The sequence below is a fragment of the Mesorhizobium sp. ZC-5 genome, assembly GCF_025753855.1.
Taxonomy (GTDB): Bacteria; Pseudomonadota; Alphaproteobacteria; order Rhizobiales; family Rhizobiaceae; genus Neomesorhizobium.
This window is the reverse complement of record NZ_JAOWPT010000004.1, coordinates 235,901-251,847: the sequence shown is the minus strand read 5'-3', so window position 1 is coordinate 251,847 and position 15,947 is coordinate 235,901. Positions and strand designations below refer to the sequence as shown.

Below are 15,947 nucleotides of genomic sequence, written 5' to 3'. Positions count from 1 at the left end.
GAGGTGATGCGCGCGCAAGGGTTGATTGCTGAACTCTCCCAAGCGCTTTCGCCTCGCGGGCTGATCCTGCGCGGTGGCTTCAATTTCGATCTCAGCGACGTTGCGCCGCCAGGGCTATCCGGAGCGCCGGCGAAGGCGGTGCTTCTGGTCGGACAGGCGGGTGCTGCGCCGTGGCCGCATTTTTCGCGCTGGCGCGAAAGCCAGCCGGTCGATTTTGAGAACCCGCTCGACACATGGTCGCGCGAGATCATCGACGATGTGGCCGAGGAAACAGGCGCCCTTGCCGTCTACCCGTCCGACAAGCCCTATCTGCCGTTCCAGCAGTGGGCGATGCGCGCGGAAGGACTGAAACCGTCGCCGCTCGGCATCCTCATGCATCCGGAATACGGCCTGTGGCATGCCTATCGCGGCGCGCTGTTGTTCGACATTGAGCTTCCGATTCAGTCACCTGAGACGGTGAATCATCTTTGCGATGCATGTATCGGAAAACCTTGCTTAAAAGGCTGTCCGGTCAACGCTTATTCCGAAGCGGGCTTTGCCTACCACGATTGTCTGGCGCATGTGCGCGGCACATATGGCGAAGACTGTCGCACGGGCGGTTGTCTCGACCGCAATGCTTGTCCCTATGGCACAACCTATCGGTATCCGGCGGGGGTGCAGGCGTTCCACATGGCGGCTTTTGCGCGATGAGCGGGCTTGCAGCAAACGATGACTGACGATCCATTCGTCCTCAACCGCTTTGTCGAGGCGCAAGCTCCGGTTATCGATGTTGTGTTTGCGGAACTTGGGCGAGGGAGAAAGCAGAGCCATTGGATGTGGTTCGTCTTCCCGCAGGTCGCCGGCCTCGGCTTCAGCGCGATGTCGCAACGGTTCGCGATTTCATCGCTGGAAGAAGCGCGGACCTATCTGGCGCATCCCGTGCTCGGTGAACGGCTGCGGCGATGTATGGAACTCGTCCTGCAGGTGGAGAACAGATCCGCGTATCAGATATTCGGCAGCCCCGACGACATGAAGTTTCGGTCGAGCCTGACGCTGTTTTCAGAGGCTTCCAGCGAGGAAATCTTCCTGCGTGCACTCGATCGGTATTTCGCAGGAGCGGCCGATTCCGCGACGCTGAAGATATTGAACCGGCAGGGCGGACCGAACTGAGATCCGGCCTTGGCGCCTCAATATCCGCCGATGATCGGCAGGATCTCGCCGGTAATGTAGCTCGACATCTGCGGCGAGGCGAGAAAGACGTAAGCCGGCGCGATCTCTTCCGGCTGCGCCGGACGCTTCATCGGCGTCTTGGCTCCGAATTTTGACACGTCCGCGGCTTCCTTCTCGGATGGGTTGAGTGGCGTCCACACCGGTCCCGGCGCGACGCAGTTGACCCGTATGCCCTTGCCGATCAGGTTGCCCGACAGTGCGCGGGTGAAGGCGTGGATGCCGCCCTTGGTCATCGAATAATCGACCAGTTCCCTGGAGCCGTCGATGCCGGTGACCGAGCCGGTATTGATGATCGCCGAGCCCGGTTTCATATGCGGCACGGCCTCCTGAGCCATGTGGAAATAGCCGTAGAGGTTGGTTTTCAGCGTCGTATCGAAATGTTTTTCGGTGAGATCCGCGAAATCGGCTGAGTGGATCTGGAAGGCGGCGTTGTTGACCAGGATGTCCAGGCCATCGAGTTTCTTGACGGTCTCGGCGACTGCCTTCTTGCAATAGGTGCGCCGGCTGACGTCGCCGGGCAACAGGATGCAGCGCCGGCCTTCGTTCTCGACGGCCTGTTTCGTCGCTTCGGCGTCCCTGCGTTCGGAAAGGTAAGAAATCGCGACATCCGCGCCCTCGCGGGCGAACAGCACCGCGACCGCGCGGCCGATGCCGGAATCGCCGCCGGTAATCAGCGCCACCTTGCCGTCGAGTTTTTTCGAACCGACATAGAACGGTGCCTCATACATCGGGGCCGGCTCGATCTTCCATTCCTCGCCGGGCTTTGGGTGGTGTTGCTTGGGAAAGGGCGGCTCGGGATATTTTCGAGCGCCCGCCTGCATCGCCTTGGCAACCTTTTCTGGCTTGCGACGGTCGTCGGCATCCACCTTACGCTGGATTGAGCGTTGTTTGCGTACTTCGGCCGTTTGCGGCGTCGCCATGATCATCTCCAGTTCCTGAAGAGGACCTAACGCACGAGCCCGCGAAAGGTTTTCGCAGGAAGGCCTCCAGACGAGGCAGGAGGCCGCCTGATGGACAGCCTCCGTCATGGAATTATTCGGGTGTGCCGGCTATTCGGCCTTGGCGAGATGCCAGACGCCGCCCTTGCCTTCGCCGGTCACGTCGCCGGATTTTTTGTCATCGATGTAAAGGTAGAGCGGCTTGCCTTCATAGGCCCACATCTTGGAACCGTCAGTGCGATCGACGATCGTCCACTCGCCTTCCGCCTTGGCGTCGGCGGCGGCCATGAACGGCGGCCAGTTGGTGGCGCATTTGTCGTAGCAGTTCGACTTGCCGGCCTCGTCCTTGTCGAAGGTGTAAAGGGCCATGCCGTTCGCGTCGGTGTAAATCTTGCCCGCCGAACTATCCATCGTCTTGGCGGGTTCTTCGGCAAGGGCGCCGCAGGTCCCGATCAGCAATGCGCTCAACGCGAATAGGGTTGTCTTCATGGCATGTCTCCCTGGGTTGGACGCGAAAGGACCGAAAACGGCCAGCGTCTGCCAGATCAACGCCAGTGCGGAGGCGTTTATTCCGCAAAATCTGCGGGAAATGCCGAATTTGGATGATTGCGAAGCTGGCGTCTACCTGACGAAACCCTTGTAGACAAAGCCGCGGCGGTTCTTGAAGACGATCTCGCACCATGATTTGCAACCGACGACACCGACGGTCGCATTGGCTGGCACGACGGTGATCACGGAGCCTTCATCAGCGGGGCGGGAGCGCATGTTGACCGCCGTCCTGATCTTTCCCTGGCGAGCGGCTTTGGGTTTTGCGTCCTCGTCGGACGAGGCCAAGGCAGGATCGCTCGGCACCGGTACAGGCCGATTGACCGCACTGCCGGCGATGGCCGCGGTGACGACCGGGTCACCGGTGGGTTTCGCCGTCGGGATCGGGATTTTTTCGCCACCGATCTCAGGTCCGCTTTCGGCGAAGGCGGTGACGGCCGGTATTGTCGAGGCAAGCGGGGGAGGAACCTGCTTGTTCAACGCCGCGACAGCCGCGGCGTTGTCTGCTGCAGCGCGAGCCCAGCGCGGATCGTCGGCCGGGATAACCGCGGGAATTGGATCGGGTGCGGGCGGAGCCACGGAGGCTGCGAGTTTCGGTTGAGTTGCCGCTGTCGGCGGAGCGGGCGCCACCGGAGCTGGTGAATTTACCGCCGTGGCCACAGGTGAAGGCGCTGCGGGTTCGTTCTTCTGCTCGGCGGACTGAAGCTCCGGTTTTGGGCTTTCGGCTTCTTGCGAAACCTTGGCTTCGACGGGTTTGGGAGCTGGCTGAGCCATCGCCTGCGGTTCTGCCTCGGCCTGCGAGCTTGCAGTCTGGTCGACGATGATTGCTGCGAGCACACCCACGCAGAGCAATGCGAGCAAGCCTATTCCGGTCGTCATCGCCTGCGGTTTAACGTTTAAGTGTAAGGGGTTGCCACTTCCGAGGTGGAGCGGCTGGTTTTCAGGCGCGTGCCATTGCGTTCGCGCACGACGCTCCGGCGGTCTTGCAGGTTTTCGCCCGAACAGGCCTTGCAATGCAGAACTCTCCACGCCGTAACAACGTCCCGACCAGACCAAGTCCATGCCCCTCAGGCTGGTCGCCGACTTATCCAGTGCGCGGAAACAGACGGATTGCCCAGTCCGTGTTTCCCTCAATCAATTAGCTTGGATGCGGATTATGGCTTTGGCAAGGCTTTGTTTACTTTTGGGTAAACCGGCCGCTGCGGCGCGACCCGCGAAATATTCTTCGGCGTCACCCCAAGGAACGCCACAATCGCCACGTCTCACATGTTGATGATGGCAATGATGCTGGAAGAAAGCGACGCTTCCGACAGTCAACTTATCGGACAGGCGCGCGACGGTGACGAGACGGCGTTCGGCAAACTGGTCGAGCGGCACTATGATTTCGTCTACCGCGTCGCCTATCGCTGGTGCGGGAGGCGGGTCGATGCCGAGGACATCGCGCAGGAAGTCTGCATAAGGCTCGGCCGCGCCATCCTGAGTTTTAAGGGCAATGCGGCGTTTTCCAGCTGGCTTTATACGTTGACGCTGAATGCCGCGCGCGATTTTGCGCGCAGGACGCGGCGGGATAGCGCAAAGACCGAGGCTTATGGCGTCCACGCGCTGGTCTCCGGCGCGATCGAGCCGGAACCCGATGATCCGGCTGAAGCGCTGTGGGCCGCGGTGCGGCTGTTGCCGGACAAGCAGCGCGAGGCTGTTCTGTTGGTTTATGGCGAGGGCCTCAGCCATGCGGCGGCGGCCGATGCGATGGGGTCGGCGGAGGCGACGGTTTCCTGGCACATCCATGAAGCGAAAAAACGGCTGAAGGTGCTCATGCGCCAGGCCGGGGAAGTGTGATCATGGCTGAAGAAGACGAATTCGACATCCTGAGGAAGAGCCCGGTGCCGGCGCCGCGCGCGGAAGCCAAGGCCCGCGCCTTGGAGGCCGCACGCCAGTCCTTCGTTCTCGAAAAAAATCAGGCTCCTGCCCAAGGAACGCAACCCGGCCTTCGTCTCACCGAACGAGCAACAAAGCTCTGGAGTGAGATCATGCAAAAGAAACTCATTGCTACACCGGCGATTGCCGGCCTCGTCGCGCTGCCGATCGCGGGTTATGCCACGTTCTATCTGCTGGAAGAGTCACCGTTCGCGGTGGCGCCGGAAAAGCGGATCAGCGAAACCGATGCGCCCGCCGAAAAGCCGACGGACCTGCTCGCGAAGAAAAAGACCGACGCGGATAGCCAGCCACGCCAGGATACCTCGTCGCGCGATGTGACGACGCTTCCCGCCGAGCCAGAATCGGCGCCCAAGGCGGAGGCGCCGGTAGCCACCGCGGAAGCGCGCCAGGAGATCGGTGCAGCCGGTGGCGCTGCTGCCGTTGCGCCTGCGCCGATGGATGCGGCGCGGGGTCGTGCATTCCTGCCGAGCGTGGCCAACAAACAAATGGCCGACCAGGTGACGGCGCCGTTGCCCGCACCTGCCGATCCTATGCAGGTCGATGAGGAAAACCGCGATCGCATCGAGGATTTCAAGACCAATCCCGTGAAATTGGCGCTGGAAGATCCGGTTTCGACCTTCTCCATTGACGTCGATACCGCTTCCTATTCCTTCGTGCGGCGCTCGCTGAAGGAAGGTTTCCTGCCGCAGGCCGATACGGTGCGCGTCGAGGAGATGATCAATTATTTCCCCTACGACTGGAAGGGGCCGGATGATGCAGCGACGCCGTTCAATTCGACGGTCACCGTCATGCCAACGCCGTGGAACGACAACACCAAGCTGATGCATGTCGCCATCAAGGGCTATGACGTGAAGCCGGCGGAGAAGCCGAAGGCCAACCTGGTCTTCCTGCTCGATGTGTCGGGCTCGATGGACGAGCCGGACAAGCTGCCGTTGCTCAAGTCCGCTTTCCGGCTGCTGGTCAGCAAGCTTGGTCCGGACGACACCGTCTCGATCGTCACCTATGCCGGCAACGCAGGCACGGTCCTCGAGCCGACCAAGGCATCCGAACGTGAAAAGATCCTGAACGCGGTCGACACACTCAGCCCGGGCGGTTCGACCGCCGGGGAAGCCGGTATCCGCGAGGCCTACCGGCTTGCCGAAAAGTCCTTTGTCAAGGATGGGGTCAACCGGGTGATGCTGGCGACCGACGGCGATTTCAATGTCGGCCAGTCGGACGACGACGATCTGAAGCGCATCATCGAGGAAAAGCGCAAGTCGGGCGTGTTCCTCTCGGTGTTCGGGTTCGGCCGCGGCAACCTCAATGACCAGATGATGCAGACCATCGCGCAGAACGGCAACGGCACTGCCGCCTATATCGACACGCTCGCCGAGGCCGAGAAGGTGCTGGTGCAGGATGCGTCGTCGACGCTGTTCCCGATCGCCAAGGATGTGAAGATCCAGGTCGAGTTCAATCCGCAGAAAGTCTCGGAATACCGGCTGATCGGTTATGAGACCCGTGCTCTGAACCGGGAGGATTTCAACAACGACCGCGTCGATGCAGGCGAGATCGGCTCCGGTCATTCGGTGACGGCGATCTACGAGATCACGCCGAAAGGCAGTCCGGCGACGGTGATCGACGATCTGCGGTATGGACAGGCGAAAACCGACAATCCGTCCGGTATCGCCAACGCCGATGAATATGCTTTCGTGAAGATCCGCTACAAGGCGCCGGACGGCGATGTCTCCAAGCTGATCACCACGCCGGTGACCTCGGCCAATGAAGTCGGCAGCTTCGATGCGGCAAGCAACGACCAGCGCTTCTCGGTGGCGGTGGCGGCCTTCGGCCAGAAGCTGCGCGGCACCGACCAGGTTGCCGCCATCAACTACGACCGGATTGCCGAAATCGCTACGGCAGCGCGCGGGACAGACCCGTTCGGCTATCGAGCCGAATTCCTCTCGCTGCTGCGGCTTGCCTCGGCGCTGGATGGCTCAAACCGCTAGGCTCTGACGTGAAGACCGGCCGGAAGGGCGAGCGGTAGATCCTGCCTGTCCTCCCGGCAACCCCTTAGCCGCCGACAAAACCTGAAAGCAGTCCGAAGAACCGGTCCACAATGCCACTGTTGCCGTTGGTCGTTTGCTCGCGAAGGCCATCGATCCTGGCCTGCTCTTCCTGCAGGGAGGCCACCCAGCCGGGTTGGTCCGCATCTGCAACAAGATCGTCCTTCCAGCGTAGATTCGCCTTCAGCGAGCGGACCGCCAGCGGCTTCTTCATCGCATCGAAGGCGATGACACGGATTTCGTCCACAACAGCGGCTTCGCGAAATTTGACCCAGACCAGCGCTGAGCCCTTGCCAGTCGGTTGGGGCAGACGTGCGTTGATCGTCTGCCCGGTTTCGACGAACTCGCCATCGCGAAAGGCTTGCGCCTGGAACCGCATCTCGCGGTCACTCGTGTAGACGATCTCGACATAGAACGGCTGGCCGATCGCCAGGGTGGCTGTCAGTTCAGGGGAGGTGCGCGGCGTCGAGAACGAGACCTCCACGGCTCGTGCGGGAAGCACGCAAGCGGCAACAAGTACAAGTCCGATCAGAAAGCCGGGGAGGTGCATGGCAGATCCGAAGGCAGGTTGCGGTGTACCTGCCATGCGGCTCGAGAAGATTCCCTTGGCGGAAACCCTAAACTTGTCTCGAGTCGGTCGCCGTCTTGGAGCTCCATTTTCATCAAATGCCGGACAGTTGTTGAACCCGATCGCAATGACGTGTTGCTAAGACTGTATGTGAGAAATCCATTGGGGGACGAAAATGCGGCTTGCTGGCCTGACGTCGGGTCTGAACTCGGACGTTCGCACGACAGCCCGGTCCGCAGGATTAGCCGACGACGGGTCGCAGGTCTCCCCAGTACCGCAACCGTCAGGCCGTAGCAGTTATGTCTATGTCTCACCCAAACCGGTACAACAATCTGCAAGCGGCGTGCCGGAGCGGCAGTCCAGCATCGAGACGCCGGCCCGAACGATGAAGAACGATGTTGCCGATGCGCACAGGACTGCCTTGTCCGCGCTGAAGAATGAACGCTTCCGTCTCGCGCTGGAGCAGATTTCCGATGTCCGCTCGTCCGAGGCGATCATGATGATGCGCGGCGCCCCTGAAGGCACCAGCGTCGACTTCAGATCGGCACGCTCGCTCTACGAAGAAAACAACGAATAGTTCTGTTCAGCCTGTCAGCCTCGGGCGCGGCGGCGTTCGCGCCGCGCGTCACTGGTTTCCGCAGTGTTGGCGGTAGCCTGCTTGTTGCGCAGCGGCCCGATGCGCTCGACGATTGCCTCGACCGTCGGGCGTTCAGCCTTGCTATGTACGTCAAGCGCCTGCCGCATGGCGGCAAGGTGCGCGAACGAGGTGCCGCAGCAACCGCCGATGATTCTGGCACCGCCATCGATCGCGAGGCGGACATAATCGGCCATCAGTTCCGGCGTGCCGGAGTAGTGGATTTCGGTGCCGCGGAATTCCGGAATGCCGCAATTGCCCTTCACGATTACAGTCGCTTCGGGTTTTGCTTCCGTCATGTCGAGCAGCGACGCCAGGATATCGGACGCGCCAACGCCGCAATTGGCGCCGACGCCGACCGGCGCTTCGGCAAGGCCATCGGCAACGCCGTGGATGTCCTTCGGCAATAGGCCCATCATGGTGCGGCCAGCAGTGTCGAAAGAGCCGGTATACGTGTAGGGCAACCCGACGCGGATGGCCGCTTCGGCCGCCGCACGAATCTCGTCCGGCGCCGACATCGTTTCGATCCAGGCGACTTCCGCGCCGCCGGCCTTCAGACCCTCGATCTGGTCGGCAAAGGCGTCGACGGCGTCTTCGTAGGTCATCGCGCCGAGCGGCACCAGCAGTTCGCCGGTCGGGCCGACCGACCCGGCGACGATAACCTTGCGGCCAGCCTTGTCGGCGACGGCGCGGGCGATTTCGGCGGCGCGCTTGTTCAGTTCATGCACGCGGTCCTGGGCATGATGCAGCTTCAGCCGGTGGCGGGTGCCGCCGAACGAGTTGGTCAGGATGATGTCGGCGCCGGCATCGACGAAATTCTGGTGCAGCGCGGTGATCTTGTCCGGCGCCGTGTCGTTCAGCAGTTCCGGAGCTTCGCCTGCTTCCAGGCCCATGGCGAATAGATTGGTCCCGGTGGCGCCGTCGGCAAGCAGGACACCCTTTTCGGCCAGCAGGGCATCAATCGGATTGGTCGTCATCGAAATGGCTTTCACAGCTTGAGAATGGATAACGATATAAGCAAGTCTTTATGTCTAGTCAATGAAGCTGTGCGCGAGACAGTTGTGTCTTTCGCCTACCTGGCACCGGTTGTGATTTCGACCTCGATCTCGGTGCAGATGCCGCCGTTGGTCACGTAGTAGTCGACGGAGCAGGCGGTGACCACCAGAAGCAGATCGCGCTCGGCGCGCAGCGTCACCGAGCCGCCGGGTGGGTTGATCGATGCATGGACATCAAGCCGGCCATCCGGCTGCGGCAACGAATTCTGGAACAGGTCGACGGGATCCGGGGTGAAGGGAAGGGTGATGCCTTCGAGCGCCAGCGCCTTATGCAGATTGTCCTGGCAGTTGGGATGGCCGTGGAAGCCGGCGCGCTCGTAGAGGGCGTTGTTGCAGGCGGGATAGAGCATGTCGTGGGGACCGGGCGAATCGTCCGCGACCAGCGTCAGGATCGGCGCACCGGACGTGCTGTAGAAACTCTCTCCGACGGCGGGGAAAAGCCGCTCGCCGATGTCGCGGGTCTGCGACGTGCTCAGCCAGTCCAGCCTGCCCTCGGTCGAGAACGCCCAGAGATCGGCGACCTGCTGGCCCTTCGGGTCGACCACGCGGATCAAGTCACCTTGCGATACACGGAACGACCGGCCTGATTGTGGCGGGACGACGATATGGGTTGGCATGTCAGTCCTCATTATCAATCTTGGGACGGCAGGCTAGCATCCGCTAAACCCGCGGCAAACGTGTCTCGGACCGCTAAAACGGCAGGCCAGCGGTTGCTTGTGTCGACCGTCGGATCAAATTCCGCCACCGTCAAACGACACGCCGGCGAGTTCGCGTGCAAACCCGGCCGCTTCGTGCGCATTGATCTCGGCAGCACGGATCAGGTGGTCGAAATGCCGGGTCAGCGTGCGCACCGGTTGGGTGGCGTTCAGCACCAGATACATGTCGCCGACATATATCGCGGCGCGTAGCGAGCCGAAGATGGTATAGGGCACGGAATAGCGCAGGCGCCCGTCATAGAGAAACAGCCGGAAGGTCGGATAAAGGTCATCTAGCAGCCGTGCCATGTGGCTCAATTGCTCGCGCCGCGCCTCTTCGGGAAAACCCGACCAGACACCCAGCCCACGCGCGAAGATCTCCAGCGTGTGGCGTGGCATGCAGACTTCCATGTCGGTCTCGGGCCGCCGATTGTAGTCGATACGGTATTGCGTTTCACCGGCCTGCGCTTCGCGGCTGCGGTTGGAAATGTCCGATTCGTAGTCGATCAGCGCGTCGGTGCGCAGAAGGTCGGGAATGCCGGCGGGCACGTAACGGATCTTGGTGCCGGCCGCTTCCGCATGCCATTTGGCGAGCAACGTCCGGTCGTAGCCGCCAAGGCCTTCCTCGATCTCGAAGCTGGCGCGGATTTCGCCGGTCAGGCCCTCATCCTGGCTGAGACCGAGCAACCAGTCGAGCGATACCTTGTGTTCGGCGGCGATGTTGAGCAGCGTTTCGGCGCGGGGCAGGCGCGTCGACGTCCCGGCAAGCAATTGCGAGAGTGCGGATCGATCGATGCCAACCGTGGCGGCGAATGCCGACTGGTTGGCGCCGGATCGGATAAGCAGGACTTTCAGCCGCTCCCGAAACAATACAGAGAGGTCGCGTTTGTCCATCGCATCAATCCTTCGATCCGGGAAAAATTTTCGCCGGATCTGCCATTTCACGCAATCCGGCGTAAATGAATCCCAGGCCTGTTTACTAAACATAACATTTGCGGCTTAACATGCGCAATATCAACACTTCGAGCGCATTGTCGCGTTGAATCTGCGGTCGCTTGCTGACAGCGTCATGTCAGGAGCTCGTGGGAGTTCCAACGATTCGAATAATCGTTGAGGACATATGGCATCGAAAGCAGACAAAAGGCGGAGCGGCACGCCGAAAATCGAGTGGCCGACGGTAATCTTGATCATAGCTTGCTATGTCGCTTGGGCATTGACCGGCTTTTTTCTGTGGCCGCACTATCCAATCATCGCCCTCGCGCTCCTGGTTTTGACCGTAGCCCTGCAATCTTCGCTGGTGCATGAAGTCCTCCACGGGCATCCAACGCGCAACGCGCGGGTCAACGAGGCTTTCGTATTCCTGCCGATCGGTGTCGTCTGGCCGTTCCGGCGCTTCAAGACCATCCATCTTTGTCATCATGCCGATGAACGGCTGACCGATCCGCTCGACGATCCCGAAAGCTATTACCAGGCGCTGTGGCAGCACGAAGAACTGCCGGCGGCGATGAAGCTCCTGCTGCGCGTCAACAACACTATGGTCGGGCGGTTCTTCCTTGGGCCATGGCTCTCGGTCGTCGGCTTCTTCATCGACGATGCGAAACTTATCGCAAAGGGCGACCCGGCGATCCGAAAGGCATGGCTGATGCACGCGGCGGGGCTGGCGGTTGTTATTCCGGTCGTGACCTACGGCTTCGGCATGCCGCTCTGGCTCTATCTGCTGGGGCCGGTCTGGTTCGGGCAGTCGATCATCGCCATCCGGACGTTCGCCGAACATCAGTGGTCGGAGAATCCCGAGGGCCGAACGATCATCGTCGAGCGTACGCCGCTGTCGCTGCTGTTCCTCAACAACAATCTGCACTTCGTCCACCACAAGAGCCCGACGGTTGCCTGGTACAAGCTGCCGAAACTCTTCCGCGAACGGCGCGACGAGTGGGTGCGGATGAACAACGGCTACGTATTCCCGAATTATTTCGCGCTGCTGAAGAATTTTGCTTTCCGGGCAAAGGAACCGGTGGTGCATCCGGTGTTGCGGCGCACGCCGGAAGCAGGCCGTGCGTTTCGCCCACGGATGCGTGGCGGCGCCTCGACCTATGGCGCCGGCACGATGCCGGTTCCGGCCGAACCGCCAAAAGAGTGATCTGTCGTCACTTGCATTCTTCCATGCAATTTCCTGATGTGGCGGCATGAACGAATTCATCGTCGCCCTTCCCATGTATGACTGGCCGGAGGCGCGCGCCGAGACGGATGCCGAGTGGGCGCGGTTGCGCAACCTCCTGCGGACTTCCGGCATCGACGCTCCGCAACGGCTGGCGCGGCGGAATGCCGACCTGCCGCCGGTTCCTGGCGGCATCCGCGATGCCGAAGGCAATCTGCTCGCGCCCGACCCGGCGACGCTGCCGCCTGAAGAACTCGATTTCCATGCGCTGTGGCTGCATCCGCAAATGCTGTTTACCCAGACCTGCTGGGGGCCGATGGAGCTTGGGCTTGCCGAACACGTGGAGGTCATCGGCCAGCCCAATTACGATGCGTTCGACGGCGGGCAGGGCGCACTCTATTCGAGCGCGCTGGTGATGCGGACGGACATCGCCGACGTGCCGGCGCCCGGCGATGGCGTTCCCGCCATCCCGTTCGACCGCATCCGCGGCAAGCGTTTTGCCTACAACAGCCTCGATTCCATGTCGGGCATCATCGCCCTGACGCGCGACCTGGAGGCAGTCGGCGAAAACCTCGACATCTTTTCCGGGCGCGTTGCCAGTGAGGGCCACCGGTCCTCGATTGTTGCGGTTGCCGAAGGCAGGGTGGATATCGCCGCCATAGACTGCCGCAGTTGGGCGCTTGCCCGGCGCTTCGAGCCAGCGGCGGCAAAGGTTCGGGTAGTCGGCTGGACAGCACGGCGCAAGGGGCTGCCCTACATCACGGCAAAAGGAACGCCGCAGGCGCTGCTGGCTAAGCTGCGCAGGGCAGTTGCTGCCGCATTCGAAACCGAAGTCCTGGCGGATTAAGCGGCCCGCAGGCGGGCTCCAGAGCCCGCCTCACGCTCTTCCAGCCTACTCCGTCGGTACGCCCTTTTCCCACTTGGCCCAGTCATTGATCACGGCGTCGGCAAATTTCGAGCCGACCCGATAGGCATTGGCGGTCGCCGGACCGAACCCGCCCGACTTGGCGCTGAGCGAATCGGCGGCGGTCATGCCCTCGGGTTCGCGATCGAAGTTCGAAGCAGTGCGCAGAAGCGCGATGCGGTCGAACTGCAGCAGCCCGGCATCGGCACCGCGCCGCAGGGCGGTGAGGGTGGCGTTGTCTTCCATCTGGGTGGTGCAGTAGTTGCCAGCTCCGTCGGTCAGTAGCGACACCCACTCGCCCATGCTCTTCGCAGTGATCGATCCGTGCCAGTAGGTGTCGGCCGACAGCGTGTCGCAGATGCTGACGGCGGGCGCGGCGTTGGCGGGCGCGGTTTTATAGGCGGCGCGATAGGCCTTTGCCTCGTCGCTGTCGACGAGTTCGACATTTCCGGTCAATGCCAACGCCTTGTTCGCGAGCTGTTCGTTTAGCCTGTAGATTTCGGTTCCGGCGCCCCAGCCGGGCTTTTCGCCCGGGCGCTTGGCGCCAAGCGCGACGACGCCGTCCGGCCAGTCGGCTGGGATCTGGCGCGGATCGATTTCATGGCGCAGTCCCGCATCGACCGCGAAGCGCGCCCAATGCGCCGAACCAAGCGTGCCGTCAGCCGGGTCAACGCCGGCGATGCCGGCGATCAGGATATAGCTCTGCTCAAGGTCGAAAAGACCGCTTTGGAGGACCGCCGAAACTGAGCTTGCCGCGTTGGCAAAGCCCATCGCCGTCGTCATCACGCATAGCCCAGCGGCATCGCATGCGACCTCGGGATATTCCTTTGACAGGCCGGGCACCTCGACCTTGGTGTCGAGCTTGCGGCCCTCAAGCCAGGGTTTTGCCTCGCCTCCGAACATGGTGATGACCAGCACCTTCGGCGCCAGGGTTTCTTGAGAAAGAGCTGCCGGTGCCGTCCAGGCGAGGCCAGCGGCAAAGGCAGCGGCGGAAAGACTGATGCGGAAAACATGTGTCATGTGTGGCTCGATCCGGGGAGGAGGAAGGGCGCTGTAAAGCGCGTCCACTATCCGCATCATCGTCGTGGGAGGCTACGGGCCAGTTTTCATTTCCACATCAAATCGACTGGGCCAAACCCGCAGGAACTCGGCGGATGCCTAAACAGCACTCAGCCGTACATCCAGCGGATAGGTCGAAAGCTGCAGGTTTCCGGTCTCCGTAATCAGCACCTGCTCCTCGATCTTGACGCCCTCGCGGCCGCCGAGCCGGCCGATGTAGCTTTCGACGCAGAGAACCATGCCGGGTTCGAGCACGCCATCCGGCGTGTCGGCGGTCCAGTCTGCGGCATGCGGCAGCGTCGGGTATTCGTCAGCCAGCCCGACTCCATGGTAGAGCACGCCGTAGCGGGCTGGAAAACAATCTTCCGGCGGGTTCTTCGAGTGCTCCACAAGATCGCGGAACGAAGTGCCGGGCTGCATCAATTCGGTGTTGTGGGCAATCTGGTCAGCGGCGATGCCGAACAGTTTACGCTGCTCATTGCTTGGCTCGCCGTCGCCGCACAGCCAAGTGCGCGAGAGGTCTGCGCAAAAGCCGTAAGGGCCGATCAGGTCGGTGTCGAAGGCGACCAAATCGCCTGCTTCGATCTTTCGCGACGAGCACTCCTGGAACCAGGGGTTGGTGCGCGGTCCGGAAGAAAGCAGCCGCGTCTCGATCCATTCGCCACCACGCGCGATGTTGCCGCGATGCAGCTCGGCCCAGAGTTCGTTCTCCGAAATTCCCGGCTTCAGGGCGGCTTCCATCTCGCCCATCGCCGCTTCGCAGGCGACGATGGCGCGGCGCATGCAAAGGATCTCGTCGGGCGATTTGATCAGCCGGGCGTTTTCCATCACGGCTTCGCCGTTGCCGATCGATATGCCGAGATGCGCCAGTTCCGCGACGCCTTCCGGGTTCAGATGATCGACGGCGATGCGCCGGTTGCCGCCGCCATGCTGCTTGACCAGATCGGCGATGCCGCCTGCCCAGCGCCTGACCCGGTGCTCGGTCAACTCGCCGCCATAGAGATACATCCACGACACCGCCGGCCGCACCTCATCGACGACCCCGGAATGGTCGGACAAATGCTCGCAGGAGAAGTAGTCGAAAAGCACCACCGGGCCTTCCGCCGCGACGAAGCAATGGCGGGTCGGGTTGTGGGCGACCCAGAGCTGCATGTTGGTGCTATCGGTGGCATAGCGGATGTTGACCGGGTCGTAGAGCAGGGCGCCGGCATAGCCGCGGCGCTTCAGTTCGGCGCGGATGCGCTCGAGTCGGTATTTCCGCATCGCCGGCAGGTCTGGCGCGGCCACGCCCGCCGCTGCCCATTCGCGCTCGGCAGTCTCGCCGTAACCGAGCGCGTGGCTGTTGAGCGACGCGGCCTTCTCGCGCGCCTGCCGGCGCAGCGCGTCGATGTCCTCCGAGCCCGGCTCGAAGGGCATGATCTTGCGATGGCGGCCGAAATTCGTGTTCACGGTTTTTTCTTTTCGCCCGGCTTCTGCGGTTTGATGCGGATGCGCATGGGCTTTCCTGCGGCGGCGTCGATGTCGAACGCGCCGGTTTTTCGCGCAAGATCGCTCAGCTTTTGGAACCCGAACGTGCGGGAATCAAAATCGGGGGCAACGTTCTGTAGTTGTTTACCAAACGTACCCAGCAAAACCCAACCGTCCTCGGTTTCCATCTGCCCGATGACCTTGCGCATGATTGGATTTGCCGCGCTTGGCGGTTTCAGCGCGTTGGTGCTCGCGGTGCTGTTGGTATTGGCTTCTGTGGCGGGCGGCAGCAGCAGGTTTTCCGTATAGATGAACCGACGGCAGGCCTGCCTGAAGCTTTCCGGCGTCTTCTGCTCGCCGAAGCCGAAGACGTCGATGCCCTGCTCGCGGATGCGCGATGCAAGCCGCGTGAAATCACTGTCCGAGGAGACGAGGCAAAAACCATCGAAGCGGCCGCTGTGCAGCAGGTCCATTGCGTCTATAACCAGGGTTATGTCCGACGCGTTCTTGCCGGTGGTGTAGGCGAACTGCTGTTGTGGGATGATCGCATGTTTGGACAGAATGTCCGTCCAGGCCTTCGATCGGGTATTCGAGAAATCGCCATAGATTCTGCGCACGCTCGCCTCTCCGATTTTGGCGATCTCCTCGAAGAGCCCATCGGCGATCTTGGCAGATGCATTGTCGGCATCGATCAGAACGGCAAGGCGGGGCAGTCGACCGTCGGTAACCATCGTTCAGTCCTC

The 15,947-nt window shown here is 61.8% G+C and carries 17 protein-coding genes; 7 read left to right on the top strand and 10 right to left on the bottom strand.

The features are described from left to right. Positions 1-6: 6 nt before the first annotated feature. Together OHD58_RS13405 and OHD58_RS13400 are read left to right on the top strand one after the other, a co-directional pair. Complete coding sequence (locus OHD58_RS13405) at positions 7-690, top strand: hypothetical protein (RefSeq protein WP_263803862.1); 684 nt, start codon at positions 7-9, stop codon at positions 688-690. An 18-nt stretch (positions 691-708) separates the two neighbouring features. After that, entirely contained in the window at positions 709-1,149 is a 441-nt protein-coding gene (locus OHD58_RS13400; RefSeq protein ID WP_263803861.1) for a DUF1810 domain-containing protein, read from the top strand. 17 nt (positions 1,150-1,166) lie between these two features. Here OHD58_RS13400 and OHD58_RS13395 read toward each other — a convergent pair whose 3' ends face one another. The 3 genes from OHD58_RS13395 to OHD58_RS13385 form a co-directional block, all read right to left on the bottom strand. After that, on the bottom strand, positions 1,167-2,129 hold the full coding sequence (locus tag OHD58_RS13395; RefSeq protein WP_263803860.1) for an SDR family oxidoreductase: 963 nt from the start codon (positions 2,127-2,129) through the stop codon (positions 1,167-1,169). 129 nt (positions 2,130-2,258) lie between these two features. Beyond that, positions 2,259-2,636, bottom strand: coding sequence for a hypothetical protein (locus OHD58_RS13390; RefSeq protein ID WP_263803859.1), 378 nt, complete (start codon positions 2,634-2,636; stop codon positions 2,259-2,261). 132 nt (positions 2,637-2,768) lie between these two features. Further along, complete coding sequence (locus OHD58_RS13385; RefSeq protein ID WP_263803858.1) at positions 2,769-3,554, bottom strand: SH3 domain-containing protein; 786 nt, start codon at positions 3,552-3,554, stop codon at positions 2,769-2,771. A 414-nt stretch (positions 3,555-3,968) separates the two neighbouring features. Here OHD58_RS13385 and OHD58_RS13380 point away from each other — a divergent pair, with 414 nt between their 5' ends. Beyond that, positions 3,969-4,529 (top strand): RNA polymerase sigma factor, encoded by a 561-nt coding sequence (locus tag OHD58_RS13380; protein WP_263804219.1) that lies wholly within the window; start codon positions 3,969-3,971, stop codon positions 4,527-4,529. Positions 4,530-4,531: 2 nt separating this feature from the next. Then, a complete protein-coding gene (locus tag OHD58_RS13375) occupies positions 4,532-6,610 on the top strand; it encodes a vWA domain-containing protein (protein ID WP_263803857.1) in 2,079 nt (692 codons plus the stop codon). A gap of 64 nt (positions 6,611-6,674) precedes the next feature. On the opposite strand, the gene OHD58_RS13370 is transcribed toward OHD58_RS13375, so the two are convergent. After that, a complete protein-coding gene (locus OHD58_RS13370; protein WP_263803856.1) occupies positions 6,675-7,217 on the bottom strand; it encodes a hypothetical protein in 543 nt (180 codons plus the stop codon). A gap of 193 nt (positions 7,218-7,410) precedes the next feature. Here OHD58_RS13370 and OHD58_RS13365 point away from each other — a divergent pair, with 193 nt between their 5' ends. After that, positions 7,411-7,812 carry a hypothetical protein gene (locus OHD58_RS13365; protein ID WP_263803855.1) on the top strand — a complete coding sequence of 134 codons (402 nt, stop codon included), beginning with the start codon at positions 7,411-7,413 and terminating at the stop codon, positions 7,810-7,812. A gap of 14 nt (positions 7,813-7,826) precedes the next feature. Here the strand turns inward: OHD58_RS13365 and bmt are convergent, their stop codons facing one another. The 3 genes from bmt to OHD58_RS13350 all read right to left on the bottom strand — a co-directional run bounded on the left by bmt (position 7,827) and on the right by OHD58_RS13350 (position 10,513). Continuing rightward, entirely contained in the window at positions 7,827-8,846 is a 1,020-nt protein-coding gene (gene bmt, locus OHD58_RS13360; protein ID WP_263803854.1) for a betaine--homocysteine S-methyltransferase, read from the bottom strand. Positions 8,847-8,941: 95 nt separating this feature from the next. Then, positions 8,942-9,541, bottom strand: coding sequence for an urea carboxylase-associated family protein (locus OHD58_RS13355; RefSeq protein WP_263803853.1), 600 nt, complete (start codon positions 9,539-9,541; stop codon positions 8,942-8,944). A gap of 114 nt (positions 9,542-9,655) precedes the next feature. Then, entirely contained in the window at positions 9,656-10,513 is an 858-nt protein-coding gene (locus OHD58_RS13350) for a helix-turn-helix domain-containing protein (protein WP_263803852.1), read from the bottom strand. Between the two features lie 226 nt (positions 10,514-10,739). On the opposite strand from OHD58_RS13350, the gene OHD58_RS13345 reads away from it, so the two are divergent. After that, positions 10,740-11,756, top strand: coding sequence for a fatty acid desaturase (locus OHD58_RS13345; RefSeq protein WP_263803851.1), 1,017 nt, complete (start codon positions 10,740-10,742; stop codon positions 11,754-11,756). Between the two features lie 46 nt (positions 11,757-11,802). After that, positions 11,803-12,621, top strand: coding sequence for a phosphate/phosphite/phosphonate ABC transporter substrate-binding protein (locus tag OHD58_RS13340; RefSeq protein ID WP_263803850.1), 819 nt, complete (start codon positions 11,803-11,805; stop codon positions 12,619-12,621). A gap of 45 nt (positions 12,622-12,666) precedes the next feature. On the opposite strand, the gene OHD58_RS13335 is transcribed toward OHD58_RS13340, so the two are convergent. From OHD58_RS13335 to OHD58_RS13325, 3 genes are all read right to left on the bottom strand, one after another. Further along, entirely contained in the window at positions 12,667-13,698 is a 1,032-nt protein-coding gene (locus tag OHD58_RS13335; protein WP_263803849.1) for a purine-nucleoside phosphorylase, read from the bottom strand. 138 nt (positions 13,699-13,836) lie between these two features. Beyond that, positions 13,837-15,153, bottom strand: coding sequence for a M24 family metallopeptidase (locus OHD58_RS13330; protein WP_263804218.1), 1,317 nt, complete (start codon positions 15,151-15,153; stop codon positions 13,837-13,839). A gap of 29 nt (positions 15,154-15,182) precedes the next feature. After that, a complete protein-coding gene (locus tag OHD58_RS13325; protein WP_263803848.1) occupies positions 15,183-15,935 on the bottom strand; it encodes an NYN domain-containing protein in 753 nt (250 codons plus the stop codon). Positions 15,936-15,947: the final 12 nt, after the last annotated feature.

What these genes read in the sequence shown, in the direction of transcription:
- OHD58_RS13380 (WP_263804219.1), top strand. Translation starts at nt 3,969, where the DNA reads ATGGCAATGATGCTGGAAGAAAGCGACGCTTCCGACAGTCAACTTATC.
- OHD58_RS13355 (WP_263803853.1), bottom strand. Translation starts at nt 9,541, where the DNA reads ATGCCAACCCATATCGTCGTCCCGCCACAATCAGGCCGGTCGTTCCGT.
- OHD58_RS13400 (WP_263803861.1), top strand. Translation starts at nt 709, where the DNA reads ATGACTGACGATCCATTCGTCCTCAACCGCTTTGTCGAGGCGCAAGCT.
- OHD58_RS13335 (WP_263803849.1), bottom strand. Translation starts at nt 13,698, where the DNA reads ATGACACATGTTTTCCGCATCAGTCTTTCCGCCGCTGCCTTTGCCGCT.
- OHD58_RS13330 (WP_263804218.1), bottom strand. Translation starts at nt 15,153, where the DNA reads ATGCCCTTCGAGCCGGGCTCGGAGGACATCGACGCGCTGCGCCGGCAG.
- OHD58_RS13325 (WP_263803848.1), bottom strand. Translation starts at nt 15,935, where the DNA reads ATGGTTACCGACGGTCGACTGCCCCGCCTTGCCGTTCTGATCGATGCC.
- OHD58_RS13375 (WP_263803857.1), top strand. Translation starts at nt 4,532, where the DNA reads ATGGCTGAAGAAGACGAATTCGACATCCTGAGGAAGAGCCCGGTGCCG.
- OHD58_RS13405 (WP_263803862.1), top strand. Translation starts at nt 7, where the DNA reads ATGCGCGCGCAAGGGTTGATTGCTGAACTCTCCCAAGCGCTTTCGCCT.
- OHD58_RS13340 (WP_263803850.1), top strand. Translation starts at nt 11,803, where the DNA reads ATGAACGAATTCATCGTCGCCCTTCCCATGTATGACTGGCCGGAGGCG.
- OHD58_RS13350 (WP_263803852.1), bottom strand. Translation starts at nt 10,513, where the DNA reads ATGGACAAACGCGACCTCTCTGTATTGTTTCGGGAGCGGCTGAAAGTC.
- OHD58_RS13390 (WP_263803859.1), bottom strand. Translation starts at nt 2,636, where the DNA reads ATGAAGACAACCCTATTCGCGTTGAGCGCATTGCTGATCGGGACCTGC.
- OHD58_RS13370 (WP_263803856.1), bottom strand. Translation starts at nt 7,217, where the DNA reads ATGCACCTCCCCGGCTTTCTGATCGGACTTGTACTTGTTGCCGCTTGC.
- OHD58_RS13365 (WP_263803855.1), top strand. Translation starts at nt 7,411, where the DNA reads ATGCGGCTTGCTGGCCTGACGTCGGGTCTGAACTCGGACGTTCGCACG.
- bmt (WP_263803854.1), bottom strand. Translation starts at nt 8,846, where the DNA reads ATGACGACCAATCCGATTGATGCCCTGCTGGCCGAAAAGGGTGTCCTG.
- OHD58_RS13395 (WP_263803860.1), bottom strand. Translation starts at nt 2,129, where the DNA reads ATGGCGACGCCGCAAACGGCCGAAGTACGCAAACAACGCTCAATCCAG.
- OHD58_RS13345 (WP_263803851.1), top strand. Translation starts at nt 10,740, where the DNA reads ATGGCATCGAAAGCAGACAAAAGGCGGAGCGGCACGCCGAAAATCGAG.